Annotated in this window: 17 protein-coding genes; 6 read left to right on the top strand and 11 right to left on the bottom strand. The window is 72.7% G+C overall.

Features of this window, described 5'->3' with window-relative positions:
* Positions 1-17: 17 nt before the first annotated feature.
* Positions 18-1,004, top strand: coding sequence for a phosphotransferase (locus ACIA47_RS29810; RefSeq protein ID WP_396711619.1), 987 nt, complete (start codon positions 18-20; stop codon positions 1,002-1,004).
* Between the two features lie 299 nt (positions 1,005-1,303).
* On the top strand, positions 1,304-1,570 hold the full coding sequence (rpsT, locus tag ACIA47_RS29805) for a 30S ribosomal protein S20 (protein WP_030491765.1): 267 nt from the start codon (positions 1,304-1,306) through the stop codon (positions 1,568-1,570).
* 125 nt (positions 1,571-1,695) lie between these two features.
* On the opposite strand, the gene ACIA47_RS29800 is transcribed toward rpsT, so the two are convergent.
* The 4 genes from ACIA47_RS29800 to ACIA47_RS29785 form a co-directional block, all read right to left on the bottom strand.
* Positions 1,696-2,118, bottom strand: coding sequence for a hypothetical protein (locus ACIA47_RS29800; protein ID WP_396711617.1), 423 nt, complete (start codon positions 2,116-2,118; stop codon positions 1,696-1,698).
* Positions 2,115-3,095 (bottom strand): DNA polymerase III subunit delta, encoded by a 981-nt coding sequence (gene holA / locus ACIA47_RS29795; protein ID WP_396711643.1) that lies wholly within the window; start codon positions 3,093-3,095, stop codon positions 2,115-2,117. The genes ACIA47_RS29800 and holA overlap by 4 nt, the downstream gene beginning before the upstream one ends.
* 187 nt (positions 3,096-3,282) lie before the next feature.
* A complete protein-coding gene (locus tag ACIA47_RS29790) occupies positions 3,283-5,685 on the bottom strand; it encodes a ComEC/Rec2 family competence protein (RefSeq protein WP_396711642.1) in 2,403 nt (800 codons plus the stop codon).
* 80 nt (positions 5,686-5,765) lie between these two features.
* Positions 5,766-6,599, bottom strand: a complete 834-nt coding sequence (locus tag ACIA47_RS29785; RefSeq protein ID WP_396711616.1) for a helix-hairpin-helix domain-containing protein — start codon at positions 6,597-6,599, stop codon at positions 5,766-5,768.
* Between the two features lie 110 nt (positions 6,600-6,709).
* Between ACIA47_RS29785 and ACIA47_RS29780 the strand changes: the two genes are divergently transcribed.
* The gene (locus ACIA47_RS29780) at positions 6,710-6,937 is read left to right on the top strand and encodes a hypothetical protein (protein ID WP_396711615.1); all 228 of its coding nucleotides are present in this window, start codon (positions 6,710-6,712) and stop codon (positions 6,935-6,937) included.
* A 41-nt stretch (positions 6,938-6,978) separates the two neighbouring features.
* Here ACIA47_RS29780 and ACIA47_RS29775 read toward each other — a convergent pair whose 3' ends face one another.
* Together ACIA47_RS29775 and ACIA47_RS29770 are read right to left on the bottom strand one after the other, a co-directional pair.
* Entirely contained in the window at positions 6,979-7,353 is a 375-nt protein-coding gene (locus tag ACIA47_RS29775) for a VOC family protein (RefSeq protein ID WP_112604312.1), read from the bottom strand.
* Positions 7,354-7,583: 230 nt separating this feature from the next.
* On the bottom strand, positions 7,584-7,787 hold the full coding sequence (locus tag ACIA47_RS29770) for a hypothetical protein (RefSeq protein ID WP_141710518.1): 204 nt from the start codon (positions 7,785-7,787) through the stop codon (positions 7,584-7,586).
* 249 nt (positions 7,788-8,036) lie between these two features.
* Between ACIA47_RS29770 and ACIA47_RS29765 the strand changes: the two genes are divergently transcribed.
* Positions 8,037-8,258: a GntR family transcriptional regulator gene (locus ACIA47_RS29765; protein WP_091409860.1), complete on the top strand. Its 222-nt coding sequence runs from the start codon at positions 8,037-8,039 to the stop codon at positions 8,256-8,258.
* Between the two features lie 20 nt (positions 8,259-8,278).
* Here ACIA47_RS29765 and ACIA47_RS29760 read toward each other — a convergent pair whose 3' ends face one another.
* From ACIA47_RS29760 to nadD, 5 genes are all read right to left on the bottom strand, one after another.
* Entirely contained in the window at positions 8,279-9,052 is a 774-nt protein-coding gene (locus ACIA47_RS29760; RefSeq protein WP_396711614.1) for an SDR family NAD(P)-dependent oxidoreductase, read from the bottom strand.
* A gap of 3 nt (positions 9,053-9,055) precedes the next feature.
* Positions 9,056-9,910 carry a DegV family protein gene (locus tag ACIA47_RS29755; RefSeq protein WP_396711613.1) on the bottom strand — a complete coding sequence of 285 codons (855 nt, stop codon included), beginning with the start codon at positions 9,908-9,910 and terminating at the stop codon, positions 9,056-9,058.
* A gap of 48 nt (positions 9,911-9,958) precedes the next feature.
* Positions 9,959-10,588, bottom strand: a complete 630-nt coding sequence (locus tag ACIA47_RS29750; protein WP_396711612.1) for a histidine phosphatase family protein — start codon at positions 10,586-10,588, stop codon at positions 9,959-9,961.
* Positions 10,585-10,992, bottom strand: a complete 408-nt coding sequence (rsfS, locus tag ACIA47_RS29745) for a ribosome silencing factor (protein ID WP_203124025.1) — start codon at positions 10,990-10,992, stop codon at positions 10,585-10,587. The genes ACIA47_RS29750 and rsfS overlap by 4 nt, the downstream gene beginning before the upstream one ends.
* Positions 10,993-11,102: 110 nt before the next feature.
* On the bottom strand, positions 11,103-11,699 hold the full coding sequence (gene nadD, locus ACIA47_RS29740) for a nicotinate-nucleotide adenylyltransferase (protein WP_203124014.1): 597 nt from the start codon (positions 11,697-11,699) through the stop codon (positions 11,103-11,105).
* 350 nt (positions 11,700-12,049) lie between these two features.
* Between nadD and ACIA47_RS29735 the strand changes: the two genes are divergently transcribed.
* Together ACIA47_RS29735 and ACIA47_RS29730 are read left to right on the top strand one after the other, a co-directional pair.
* On the top strand, positions 12,050-12,793 hold the full coding sequence (locus tag ACIA47_RS29735; RefSeq protein ID WP_396711611.1) for a PadR family transcriptional regulator: 744 nt from the start codon (positions 12,050-12,052) through the stop codon (positions 12,791-12,793).
* Positions 12,794-13,100: 307 nt separating this feature from the next.
* Entirely contained in the window at positions 13,101-14,306 is a 1,206-nt protein-coding gene (locus ACIA47_RS29730) for an FAD-dependent oxidoreductase (RefSeq protein ID WP_396711610.1), read from the top strand.
* Positions 14,307-14,355: the final 49 nt, after the last annotated feature.

Below are 14,355 nucleotides of genomic sequence, written 5' to 3'. Positions count from 1 at the left end.
CGGGGCAGCATGGTGGGATGTCCCCTCCCCTGCTGCCGCCGGTGCCGTACCACGCGAGTGCCCTGCGCCCGTCGTGGCCGGCGTTACCGGCGGCGCTGCGGGCCGCGGTCGCCGAACGGCTCGGCGCGCCGGTGGTCACCGCCCGGGTCGCGGGCGCGGGCTTCACCCGGGGGTTCGCCGCCGTGCTCGACACCGCCGACGGTGGTCGGGCCTTCGTCAAGGCCGCACCCGCCGCCGAGCAACCGCATCTGGTCGACTGGTACGCCCGAGAGGCCGCGATCCTCGACCGGCTGCCGGCCGACCTGCCGGCGCCCCGCCCCCGGTGGACCCTCTCCGCGGCCGGCTGGTTCGTGCTCTGCACCGACGCCGTCGACGGGCACACCCCGCGCCTGCCCTGGGTGCCCGCCGAGTTGGACGCCACCCTCGCCGGGTACGCGCAGGTCGCCACTGCCCTGGTCGACCCGCCGGCCGAGCTGACCGCGCTCAGCCTGCCGCACCTGGCCGACCTGGCCCGGTCGGACATCCTCTGGTGGGAGGAGGTCGCCGCCGGTCGGGAGCCGACCCCAGCACTGCCCGCGCCGCTGCTGGGCCGGCTGCCCGAGCTGGTGGAGTTGGAGTCCCTCCTCCCCCGGTACGCCGCCGGCGCGACCGGCCTGATCCACGGCGACCTGCGGGTCGACAACGTGCTGATCGGCCCGGACGGCCGAGCCTGGTTCTGCGACTGGACCTGGGTCTGCTCCGGGCCGGCCTGGTTCGACCTGGCCGGCCTGCTGCTCACCGCGTACGCCAGCGGGCTGGACGCGGACCGGCTCTTCGCCGCGCACCCCGCCACCGCCGGCGCGCCCCCGGACGCGCTGGACGCGACCCTGGCCGCGTTGGCCGGCTACTACCTCACCGGCGCTGCGGCGGCACCGCCGACGGCCTCTCCACACCTGCCCGCCCACCAGCGGTGGAGCGGCGAGCAGTCGCTCGACTGGCTGGCCCGCCGCCAGGGGTGGCGGTGACGCGGACCGGTCTGGGGTGGGCTGGCGGTGACGCGGGCTGACCTGGGGCGGGCTGGCGGGTGACGCGGGCTGGGCTGGCGGTGCGGCGGGCCGGCCTGCCGCCCGCTCGGCGGTGAGCCGCCGCCGTGTTCGAGGGCGTAACCTGGTCCCCGACGGGCCGGGTCCGTCCGCGCGAAGGCCGAGCCGTTTTGGCTCGTCCCCGGCGACCTGGTAACCTGGCTCTTCGCGCAGCGATGACGCACGTTCGTCATCACGCGCAATAAGCTGACCAACCCGAGCTATCAAGACGAGGCTGTCGCGTGGCGAACATCAAGTCCCAGATCAAGCGCAACCGGCAGAACGAGAAGGCCCGGCTGCGCAACAAGTCGGTCAAGTCGTCGCTGAAGACCGCCGTCCGGAAGTTCCACGAGGCTGCCGAGGCCGGTGACGTCGAGAAGGCGACCGCGCTCATGCTGGACGCCTCGCGCAAGCTGGACAAGGCCGTCAGCAAGGGCGTGATCCACTCCAACCAGGCCGCGAACCGCAAGTCCGCGATCGCGAAGCGCGTGGTGTCGCTCTCCGCCTGACGACTTCACCGTCAGACTGATTCGGAAAACCCCGGGCCCCAGGCCCGGGGTTTCCGTGTGTCCAGAGGCCGGCCGTGTCTATCCGGGCCGGCCGTTCTGTGCGTGGGCCCCGACGGGGTCGGCGCTCAGTCCGACGGGTTGGCCCGCCGGGGCGGTGGTACCGGGTCGGCGGTGATCACCACGCCGGGAACGCTGTTTGAGACCCACTCCACCCGCGCTCGGCCGACCACCGGTTCCATCTGCCGGCGAAACCGATCCCGTTCCTGCTCGGGCACGAGCGCGGCGGAGCGGACCACGATCGCGGCCACCATGTCGTTGAGCTTCACCATGGCGGCCACGACGACCGGCAGCACCAGCACCGCCCACCAGCTGACCAACTCGGCGAGGGCGAGCAGCACCGCCAAGGCGATGGCACCCTCGAAGAAGAGGAAGCACAGCACGCCGCCGGGGTTGACGAACCGCAGGCCGAGGAGCCGGGCGTAGAGCGGCCGGTAACGCTCCTCGTCCACTGGAATGGTGGCCCACGCCGGACGGTTCGCCCCCGTCACCTGGTGCTGCCCTGCCGGGCCGCCGCGACCGAGAAGACCGCACGCTCCAGGGCGTACGCCCGGTCGTCGGAGCCGCCCTTGACGGCCGCGTTGCACTCGGCGGCGACCTGCATGGCCCGGACCAGGCCCTCCGGCGTCCAGCCCCGCCCCTGCCGCTGCGCCCGCTCGATCTTCCAGGCGGGCATTCCGAGGCTGCTGGCGAGCTGGTACGGACTACCTCGACCGGCCGACGCCACCCGGGCCACCGTGCGCACCCCGTCGGCAAGGGCGTCGGCGATGGGCACCGGGTCGACCCCGACGTGCAGGGCCCAGCGCAGCGCCTCAAGCGCCCCCGGCACGTCGCCGACCATTGTGGCGTCCGCCACCGTGAAGCCGGTCACCTCGACCCGGCCCCGGTAGTAACGGGAGACCGTCTCAGCGCTGATCCGCCCATCGGTGTCGGCGACCAGTTGGGAGCAGGCGGCGGCCAGCTCACGCATGTCGTTGCCGACCGCGGCGATGAGCGCCTCGGCGGCGTCGTCGGAGCATTTTCCGCCGGCCCGGCGGATCTCGTCGCGGACGAAGGCCACCCGATCGCGGTGCCCCTTGAGCTTGGCGGCCGGGACCACCGTCGCGCCGGCCGCCCGCAGACCGTCGGCGAACGCCTTGCCCTTGGCACCGCCCAGGTGCAGCACCAGCAGTTGGACCTCCGGGTCCGGATTCTTCGCGTACGCCAACAGCGCGGCGACCAGGTCCTTGCGGGCGTCCTGGCCGGAACGCAGGATCAGCAGCCGCCGCCCGCCGAACAGCGAAGGGCTGAGCATCTCGGCGATCTCGCCGACGGTGAGCGCGCTGGCCTGGTACTCGCGGACGTCCACCTCGGGGTCGACGCTGCGAACCTTCGCGACAGCTTCGGTGACCGCGCGCGTGGCGAGCAGTTCCTCGTCACCGAGGACGAGCAGAATGGGGGCGAGGCTGGCGGGGGTCACGCCGCCCATATTCGCACGGCCTGCGGCGGGATCGTGCCTGCTCATTCGCTGCTTGATCGGCGCAGCCCGCACACAGCGCAAATCCAGACATCCAACTCAATTCTCTCTTCAATTCGCAAATCGTCGGGATAATCGGAAGTCCGCCTTCTTGATCCACACCGGATCAAGGGAACCGCGGAGGGCAGCCGTCCGCGACTCAGGGCCGCCGGCCGGCGGGCACACCTCGGCGGGCTACCGCCAGACCGTCGCCCGTTCGGACCGCCGCCACGTCGCCGTCCGTGTCGGTGCGCAGCACCCGCACGCCGCTCCTGCCCAGGTGGGCGAGCAGCCCCGGGCTCGGGTGCCCGTAGGTGTTACCCGTGCCCACCGGCACGAGCGCCACCGTCGGCCGGACCGCGTCGAGGAAGCCCCGGTCCTGGTACGCCGACCCGTGATGCGCGACCTTCAACACGTCCGCCCGTAACTGGCCGGGGGCCGCCCGCGCCAGCACCGCGTGCTGCTCCTCGGTCTCCGCGTCGCCGGCCAGCAGGATCCGTACCCCGGCCACCGTGGCGCGCAGCACCAGCGAGTTGTTGTTCGGGTCGGACCTGGTCCCGGCGAGCGGGTACGGCGGGCCGAGCACCAGCAGGTCGACCCCGCCCACGGGGTGGCGAGCGCCGGCCACGGTGGTCAGCAGCGCGGCCCGCCCGCCGATGGCCGCCACCCGAACCAGGTCCCGACCGTTCTCCGGGTCGGTCGACGACGGCGTCAGCACGGCACCCACCCGCCTCCCTCGGAACACTCCGGCCACCCCGCCCACGTGGTCCGCGTGGAAGTGACTGATCACCAGCAGGGGCACCTCCCGTACGCCGAGCCGACGTAGGCAACCGTCCACCGCACCCGGTTCCGGCCCGGCGTCCACCACCACGGCCCGGCCGGGGTCGACCGGGAGCACCAGGGCGTCGCCCTGCCCCACCGCGCAGGCCACCACCACCCACCCGGCGGGCGGCCAGCCGGCGGCCAGCAGCCGAACCGGCAGGGCACCCAGCACGGCGGCGACCCCAACCACCGCCACCAGCCGGCGTACGAGTGGCCGGCGCACCGCGATCAGCAGCGCGACGGTCAGCCCGGTCAGCAGCAGGGCACCGGGCACCCCGCCCGGCCACGGCAGGGTGCCACCGGGCAGTTGAGCACCCTGGCGGGCGATGACCACCAGCCACCAGGCCGGCCAGCTCGCCAGCCACGCGACGAACTCGGCGCCGGCCGGCCAGATCGGCGACACCATGGCCGCCAGCACACCCAGCACTGTCGCTGGCGCGATGGCCGGCACCGCCAGCAGGTTCGCCGGCACCGCCACCAGGCTCACCGTCCCGGAGATCCCGGCGACGACCGGGCCGCAGGCAAGTTGGGCAGCCGCCGGCACTGCCAGCGCCTCGGCCAGCCCGGGCGGGACGCCCCGCCGACGCAATCCGTCCCGCCAACGCGGCGCGAGCAGCAGCAGGCCACCGGTGGCCAGCACGGAGAGGGCGAACCCGGGATCCCCGGCCAACTCGGGGTCGACGAGCACCAGCACGGTCACGGCGGCGGCCAACGCGGGCAGCGCCGCCCGAGGTCGACCGGCGGCGAGCGCGGCGAGCCCGATCGCTCCCATCGTGGCGGCCCGTACGACGCTCGGCGACGGGCGGACCAGGATGACGAACCCCACCAGCGCCACCCCACACAGCGCGGCGGCGAGCCACGGGCCGGCACGCGACCACCGGGCCAGCAACAGCACCGCACCCACCACGATCGCCACGTTGGAGCCGGAGACCGCGTTGAGGTGGGTCATCCCGGTGGCCTGGAAGTCCTCCTCGACGGCGGGTGGCAGTCGGCTGGTGTCGCCCACCACCAGACCGGGCAGCAGCCCACCGGGGTCGTCGGGCAGCGGCGCGCAGGCCCGTTGCAGGCCGGTACGCAGTGTCCCGGCGGCGCGCTGCGCCCAGGACGGCGTGCCGTGCCGCTCCGGCGGATCGTTGGTGCTGAGCACCGCCGCGGTGAGGTCGCCGCCGCGCGGAACGCCGAGCCGGCCGTCGACGGTGAGGCGCTGCCCGGGCAGCAGGCCCCGCCACGCCGGGTCGGTCGCCAGGACGAGCAGCCGCACCGACGCGTGGATCCGTCGACCGTCCGGGCCGGTGAGCCGGTCCAGCTCGGACGACACCAGCAGCATCCCCGGCCGCCCGGCGCTCCGGATTGGCCGCGGATCGTCCCGGACGACCAGGTCGGCGGTGATCGGAGCGCGTTGTTCGGCGAGGGCGCGGATCGCCGGCGCGTCGCGAACGGCGAGCCGGGCGGCGGTGGCCGCGCCACCGCAGACCACTCCGAGGCCGACCGCCACGGCCACCCACCCGTAGCGCCGCACCACAGCTCGGGGATGGCCGAGGCGGCCGAGCAGGTGCACAGCACCAATTGCCGTCAGACCGGCCGTCGTGCCGGCCACCAGCAGTATGGTCCGGCTGCCGAGGTGCAGGCCGGCGAGCGCGGTGAGCCAGGCCGCCACGGCGAGCCCAGCCAGCCGCAGATCCGGCGGCTCCGACCAGGCCCTGCCGGCCGGCGGCGCGGGCTGCCCTGGCCCGGCCGGCAACCGGGGTTGGGGCCGGCCGGCCGATAGCGCGGTCTGAGCCGGCCCAGCCGGCGGTGGGTCAGCGGCGACGATGGACTGCCTCACACCGTCACCAGATCCTTGAGCTGTTCGTAACGGGCATCGCCGATCCCGTCGACCTGGCGTAGGTCGCCAACGGACTTGAACCCGCCGTGCTGATCTCGATGGGCGAGGATCCGTTGGGCGAGCACCGGACCGACCCCGGGCAGCGCGTCGAGCTGCGCCAGTGTCGCGGTGTTGAGGTTCAGCGGCCCGACGGCGGGTCCCGCATCGCCCGCCGCAGGCCCGGCCGCACCGCCCGGCACCGGCGGTGGCGTCACCCCGACCACGATCAGCTCGCCGTCGGTGACCTTGCGGGCGGGGTTGAGCAGCGCCACGTCGACCCCCGGGAGCGCGCCGCCGGCCGCCTGCACCGCGTCGGCGAGACGGGACCCGGCCGGCAGGCGTACCAAACCGGGTTTTCGGACCTTTCCCGCGACCGCCACCACCACCTCGCCGGAGCCGGACACCCTGGGGTCAGCCGTCGGCGCAGCCGACGCGGCGTCGCTGGCCAGCGGGGCGGCCGGCTCCGACTGCGGCCGGGCCTGCCAGGCCCAACCTGCCGCACCCACGACCACCACCACGGCGACCACCGCCAACGCCCGCACACCTCGCCGGCCGGGGTCGAACGCCCCCGGCCCGGGCAGCCGCGACTCGGGCGGGACCGCAAGGCCGTCCGACGCCGGCTCCGCGACCAACGCGGCGGCCCGGGGCAGCACGTCTGCGGGCTGCGCGCCGACCAGGGCGGACGGGGGTACGCCCGCGAGCGGCGCCTCCGGCCGGGGCAGCGGTGCGACAAACGCCTCCGTCAGCCGGCGCAGGCGCTGGCGTACCTCTGTCTCCTCGTCGTGCGACACAGCGCGACGCTATGGCGGCGGCCGGGACAGTGGGAGGTGACGGCGCTGCCCTGTGGACAACCACTGCCACTGTGGACAACGCCCTGATCATGCCCAGATCTGCTACGGAGGTGGCTCCGTACGTTGTCGACAACGGCTACCCCACACCCGCCGACGTGCGGGCGGTCATCACCTGCGGCCTGAAGAGTGGCTGGCAGCCAGAGCGGCGGGGCGGGACGTTCGTGCTGTCCGACCGCGAGCATGGGGCCAACTTCGCGGCGTCGGGGTTCCAGCTGACTAATCCCGTACGGCCGGGCGAGAGCGGCCCCACGACCCACGAGGCTCAGCAGCGAGGCTGACGACCGGTGGGGCAACCGCGCCCGACCGGCCGACGGGCCTGCTACAGGTACGGCCGGGTGATGATCTCGATGGCGTGGCCGGCCGGGTCGAAGAAGTAGAAGCCCCGCCCGCCGTGCTCGGTGTTGGTCTCCCCCTCCCGCTTCAGCTGCGGGTCGGCCCAGTACGTGATGCCACGCCCCTCGACGAACGCCAGGCACCGCACGAACAACTCGTCGTCGACGAGGAACGCGTAGTGCTGCATCTGGATGTCCACCGGCGGCTCGGCGAACTGGAGCAGCACACCCTCATCCAGTTGAACGTTGGCGAACGGCCCCCACGATGGTGCCTCCGGCAGCTCGAACAACTCCCGGTAGAACGCGGCCGAGGCGCTCTTGTCCTTGCTGGCGATGATGGTGTGGTTGAACGTGACTGTCATGCGTACCGTCTTCTTCCCGGTCGATCCGAAGACCCGACCGGAGGCCCACAGCCTTCACCCAGCCACGCAGATGACGAAGCCCCGAGGGCACCGACGCCCCGGATCCCGCACGAGAGACGCGCACATCGCGTCGATCTCGGCGTGGTGGCTGAAGTAGCCAGAACCTCCGGGGGGGGTAGGCCCATCTGGGGCGCGCACGGAGGCTAACACAGCGGCGCGGGCAGGATCATTCACCGTTTCTGGAGCATGACCGAGGCGACTTCTGCCATGACCGCCAACGCCCAGTCGAGTTGTCGGCACTCGCTGCGTCCTCGGCACTCCAGGCATCCGCCTGCCCGCCACGGCCGGTCGAGCGCCCGGGTCCAGTGGGCATCCAGCACCCGCTTGGCCATGAACAGTTCGGTCGCCGTGGACACCGGTTCATCGATTGGCATGTCGGCGCCTCCGCGCGATCCGAAGTAGCCCGCCCTGGGGGCCGAAGCCTTGCGATGCGCTCCCTCAGGGCGGGCAGACCGGATACCTCGGGAGTGCTGAAGTCCAGGAGCACCCGGCCGCTGTCTCACTGTATCCACTGTCTCACTGTAGTCAAGTTCTCACTGTCTCCACTTTGCTGCGTTGCCGCCTTGTCTCGATCACGCCCGGGCTGGAAACATGATCTCCGCTGAAGTCCGGGAGAGCCGCTCATGCCGACGAGACCACCGCACTACCGCCGCGTAGCGGATGACATCGAGCAGAAGATCCGCTCGGGCGAATACTCGCCTGGCCAACAACTGCCATCGGTGTCCGAGATCGGCGAGCTGTACAACGTTGCACGCTCCACGGCCTATCGAGCCGTGAAGGAGCTGCACGAACGGAACCTGATCTACGGTCAGCAGGGCCAGGGCGTCTTCGTCGCCGACAGCTAGAAGCCGAGCGATCTAGGCGGTCAGCGGGCCTCTGGGTCGAGGCCGAGTACGGCCCGTCCGCCATCCACCGGCAGCGTCACCCCGTTGACGAAGCTCGCCGCGGGCGACAGCAGGTACGCGACCGCCTCGGCCACCTCCTCGGCCCGCCCGATGCGGCCCACCGGGTGCAGCCGATTCAGCTCGGCGTCGATCCACTGGGCCTGGGCGGGCTCCTGCGCGGCCAGGAATTCGGCGTGCCGCTCGGTGGCGATCGAGCCGAGCGCGACCGCGTTGGCGCGGATGCCGTGCCGCCCGTACTCGACGGCCAGCGCCCGGGTCAACCCTTCCACGGCGGCCTTCGCCGTCGCGTACGGCAGGGCACCGGACACCGGTCGACGGGCCTGGTGCGACGAAACGTTGACGATCGCGCCGCCGGCGGCGCGGGCCAGGAAGCGGCGGACGGCGACTGCGGCGCCCACCACGGCCGGGCGCAGGTTCAACCCGATCAGGTCCAGCACCGTGTCGGCCGACGCGGAGTGCAGCGTGGCATCGCGGAACACCGCTGCGTTGTTCACCCAGCCGGTCAGCGGCGCGGCGCGGTCCGCCAGCTCGGCGGCGCGCTCGGCCACCTGCTCGTCGGCGGCGTCGCCGACCACCGCGACGAGCCGATCGGCGGCCGGATGGTCGGCCAACCAGTCGACCGCGTCGGCGTCGCGTTCCAGGACGACGATGGTGACGCCGGTCGCCAGTAGCCGCTCCACCACGGCCCGGCCGACACCGCGACCGCCTCCGGTCACCACGCACGACGTGGGCACGGCTCAGCCCTCCGGTCGGCGGTGGACGACCACGCAGGCCAGGCCCGGCCCGGCGTGCGCGGCGACGACGGCACCCGCCTCGGAGACGTACGTGTCGTGCAGCTGGTCACCGAGCCGCTCGGTCAGCGCGGCGCGTAACGCCTCGGCCCGTTGCGGCGCGGCCAGGTGGTGCACCCCGAGATCCACGTCGTCGCCGTCGGCCGCCTCGACGGCCAGGTCCACGAGACGGGCCACTCCCCGGCTGGCGGTGCGGACCTTCTCCCGCAGCACGATCGCCCCGTCCGGCATGTGCATGATCGGCTTGACGGACAGCGCGGTGCCGACCAACGCCTCGGCCGCGTTGATCCGGCCGCCCCGGCGCAGGAACTCCAGCGTGTCGACGTAGAACCAGACGGTGGTGCGGGCGATGGCGGCGAGCGCCGTGTCGCGTACAGCGGCAAGGTCGGCGCCGGCCTCGGCGGCAGTGGCGGCGGCGATGGCCGGGAAGCCCAGCCCCATACCCGCCGAGCGGCTGTCCACGACTTCGACCCGGCCGTCCAGGTCGGCGGCGGCGAGCCGGGCGGCCTCCACCGTGCCGGACAGCGCGGCGGAGATGTGCACCGAGACGATCCCGTCGGCGCCGGCGTCGAGCAGTCGGCGGTACGTCCGGGCGAACTGCTCGGGCGCCGGGCGGGAGGTGGTCGCCGTGACCCGGCGGGCGCTCAGCGCCAGGGTGGCGTCGGCCGGCTGGGTCTCCACCCCCTCCAGCCCTTCCGCGCCGTTGAGCACGACGGTCAACGGCACGACGGTCAGCCGGTGCGCCTGCACCAGCTCGGGCGGAAGGTAGGCGGTGGAGTCGATGACAACCGCGACGGGCATGCCCGGCACGCTAGCCGATCGCGGCCGGGAACGCCGAGGCGCGAAGGCTCAGACCGCGTCGACGGCGACCGGGGCGGTGATCAGGCCGACGTTGTGCGCCCGCAACTGCCAGCCGCGGACGTCGTCGTGGCGCAGCTCGGTCCAGTGGCAGTTGGCCAGCGAACCGATGGTGCGCAGCACGGCGGTGTCCCAGCCGAGCAGGTGACCGATGCCCTGCCGGGAACCGCCACCGTGAGTGGCGATCACCACGGTGCCGCCCGGGGCCGCGTCGGCTGCCTCCTGTAGCGCGGCACCGACCCGCTCTCCGAGGTCGTGCAGGGGCTCCAGATCCGCGCCCGGGTCGGGGTCGCCGGCCCGCCAGCGCGCGTACTCCTCGGGGAACCGCTCGGCGACCTCGGTGAGGTGCAGACCCTGCCACTGGCCGAAGTGCCGCTCGCGCAGCCGGGCGTCGGCGCGTACCGGTAGACCCGTCAGCGTGGCGAGCGCGGCGGCGGTGTCGGCGGCGCGGCTCAGGTCGCTGGCCACGATGGCGTCGGGCCGCAGCCCCGCAAGCAGCGGAGCGGCGGCGCGGGCCTGGTCGCGGCCGAGCTCGTTGAGGGGTACGTCGGTCTGCCCCTGGACGCGGTTGGCGGCGTTCCAGTCGGTGTTGCCGTGCCGCCAGACGATCAGTCGGGTCATTCGGCGGTGGCGGACCCGCTGGCGTCGGCCTCGACCAGGTCGCGATCGACGAACGGGATGGTGGGGCAGTCCTTCCAGAGGCGGTCGAGCCCGTAGAACTCGCGTTCCTCGGTGTGCTGGACGTGCACCACGATGTCGACGTAGTCGAGCAGCACCCAGCGGCCACCACGCTCGCCCTCGCGCCGCACCGGCTTCGCCTTCTCCGGCAGCTCCAGCAGGCTCTCCTCGATGGCGTCGACGATGGCCAGCACCTGCCGCTCGTTGGGGGCGGCGGCGAGCACGAACGCGTCGGTGATGGCGAGCTGGTCGCCGACGTCGATGATCGTGATGTCCTGCGCCTTCTTGTCGGCGGCGGCCTGGGCGGCCGCGACAGCCAGCTCGTGAGCGCGTTCGGAAACTGTCACCGTTCTCCTTCGATCAAGCGTGCGATCCTCCAAGCGTCTCATACCCGGCGGCACCCCGATCGTCCAGTTCTGGTCGGTTAGTGCCACGAACCTGGGCATAACGGGTGCGCTCAGCGCTGATAGAGGTTCCTCTTGGCGATGTACTGCACCACACCGTCGGGCACCAGATACCAGACCGGCTCGCCCCGGGCGACCCGAGCACGACAGTCGGTCGACGAAATGGACATCGCGGGCACCTGGATCAGGCTGACAGTATCCGCCGGAAGGTGCTTGTCGCTCAGCGGGAAACCGGGCCGGGTCACGCCGATGAAATGGGCCAGCTCGAAGATCTCGTCCAGGTCCTTCCAGGACAGGATGCGTTGCAAGGCGTCCGCGCCGGTGATGAAGAACAACTGCACCTTCGGGCCGTACTCGGCGTGCAGGTCACGCAGCGTGTCGACGGTGTAGGTCGGCCCGCCGCGGTCGATGTCGACCCGGCTGACCTGGAAGCGCGGGTTGGAGGCGGTGGCGATCACGGTCATCAGGTACCGGTCCTCGGCCGGGCTGACCGGCTCGTCGGCCTTCTGCCAGGGCTGCCCGGTGGGCACGAAGACCACCTCGTCCAGGCCGAACCGGTCCGCTACCTCGCTGGCCGCGACGAGGTGCCCGTGGTGGATCGGGTCGAAGGTGCCACCCATGATCCCGATCCGCCGGATATCTTCCTCCACCCAATGATCGTAGGCCGGGCGTCGTGGCCGACCGTTCCGGCCCGGCACCGCCGTACGTCACCCCCTGAGAGCCACAACCCAGCCCGCCGCGACCGCCCCAACGTCCCGCGGTGATCAACTCAGCCCCGCTCGGTGATCAACTCAGCTGCCCGGCCGTGATCAACTCGACTTCCTGAAAGTCGGCCCTTCCGGGAGACCCGGACACCGCGAGTTCATGAAAAACGAGTCGATCAAGGGAGGGGCGCCGCACGCAGGGCACCCACGCAAGGGCACCGCACGTGGGGGTCGCTGCATCCTCCCCGTGGCGTATATTCGTCTACGAGTAAACGTCAACGAGCGAGGGGGGCGTCGTGCCGAAGCGGCGCAAGGTCGGCAATCTGCTGGCGCTGGCCGTGCTGTCCGCCCTGGTCCAGCGGCCGATGCACCCGTACGAGATCGCCACCGCACTGCGTGCCTGGGGCAAGGACCAGGACATGGAGTTCAAGTGGGGGTCCTTCTACACGGTGATCGGCAACCTGGACAAACACCACCTGATCGAGGCGGTGGAGAGCGTGCGCGAGGGCCGACGCCCGGAACGCACCGTCTACCGGATCACCGACGCGGGGCGGGCGGAACTGGTCGACTGGGCCCGCGAGTTGGTCTCCACCCCGATGGCGGAGCATCCCCGCTTCCGGGCCGGGTTGTCCGTGCTCGCCGCGCTGCACCCGGACGAGGCCACCGACCTGCTGCGGCAACGGCTCGATCTGCTCGACGCCGCGATCCGCCAGGACCGCGAAACGCTCGACGCGCACCTGCGGGAGATCCCGCGACTGTTCCTGGTGGAGTCGGAGTACGACCTCGCCATGCGGGACGCCGAGGCGGCCTGGCTGCGGGCGCTGCTCGCCGAGCTGACCTCCGGCAGCTACCCCGGGTTGGACACCTGGCGGACCTTCCACGAGACCGGCGAGATGCCGGCCGAGCTGACCGAGTTGGCCCAGAAAACCAGCACCCCGAAGGCCGACCCCGACACCCCAACCACCCACACCCGGGAGGCCAGCCCCGACAGCGCCGAACGCCCCGACAGCAGCAGCCGGAGAGCCGACACCACCGGCTGAAGAGCGGCCCCGGCGAGGTGCGCCAACACCTCACCGGGGCCCTGACCCCGAACCGACGCCTGGGAAGGCACCCGGCCCGAAGCGGCAACCACGAGGATAACCGGGCTCCCTCCCAGGTCCGCGCGCCCGCATTGACCACACCAGGTCCGCGCGCACGCGCACCGACCGCACAAGGTCCGCGCGCCCGCGCACCGACCACACCAGGTCCGCGCGCCCGCGCACCGACCACACCAGGTCCGCGCGCCCGCGCACCGACCACACCAGGTCCGCGCGCCCGCGCACCAACGACCACACCCAGGGAGAGAGCATGACCACGGTACGAACCGCGATCGTCATCGGCGGTGGCATCGCCGGGCCGGTGACAGCGCTCGCGCTGCGCCGCGCCGGCATCACCGCAACCGTCTACGAGGCGTACCCGACCACGGCCAGCGGCATCGGCGGCACACTCGCCCTCGCGCCCAACGGCGTGGCGGCTCTGCGTACGGTCGGCGCGCACGAGGCGGTGACGGCGATCGCCACACCGATCGACCGCAGCGCTCTGGCCGTCGGCCGCCGCCGCATCGACATGCCCACGCTGACCGGGGTGCCACCGCTGCACGTGGTGCACCGGGCCGAGCTGTACCAGGTGCTGCACGACCAGGCATTCGCCGAGGGCGTGCCGTTCGCGTACGGCAAGCGACTGGTCAACGCCGAGCAGACCGGCGACGGCGTGACCGCACGCTTCGAGGACGGCAGCACCGCGACCGCGGACATCCTCGTCGGCGCGGACGGGATCCGCTCCACGGTCCGCGGTCTCATCGACCGGGCCGCGCCCGGTCCCCGGTTCACCGGGCTGCTCGGCTTCGAGGCGGTCGCCCGGCACGAGGTGGACGCCGAGCCGGGCACGATGACGTTCGCGTTCGGCCGGCGCGGCTACTACCTGTACTGGCCGGAGCCCGGCGGCGGCACCCGGTGGGGGGCCAATCTGCCGCAGCAGCGGCCGATGAGCCTCGTCGAGGCCCGGGCGGTGCCGGCGGAGCAGTGGCTGGACACGCTGCGCGCCACCTACGGCGACGACGACCCGGGCCGGGAGTTGGTCGTGAACAGCAACGCCGACGACCTCCAGGTGGTCGGGTCATTGCAGATCATGCCGCCCGTGCCGCACTGGTATCGGCGCCGGATGGTGCTGGTCGGCGACGCGGCGCACGCACCGTCGAACAGTTCGGGGCAGGGTGCGTCGTTGGCCATCGAGAGCGGAGTGCAACTCGCCCGCTGCCTACGCGACCTGCCGGACGTCGAGGCGGCCTTCGCCGCGTACGTGCGGCTGCGTCGTACCCGGGTGGAGAAGGTCGCGGCCCGCGCGGCCCGGATCAACCACGCGAAGGCCCCCGGTGCGGTCGCGCGGACGCTGATGCCGTTGCTGATGCCGCTGATGGTGCGCACGGTGCTGGACCCGGAGAAGACCGTCGCCGACGAGCAGCGCTACGTCATCGACTGGGACGCGCCGGTCACGGCGGAGCCCGCCCTGCGCTGAGCTGTGCTGCGGGGCGGCCGGCCAGCCACCCCGCAGCGGCCAGCCCGTG

Origin of the sequence: Micromonospora sp. NPDC051227, assembly GCF_044455385.1 — a bacterium.
In the GTDB taxonomy this organism is placed as follows: Bacteria; Actinomycetota; Actinomycetes; order Mycobacteriales; family Micromonosporaceae; genus Micromonospora.
This window is presented reverse-complemented; position numbering and strand designations above follow the sequence as displayed.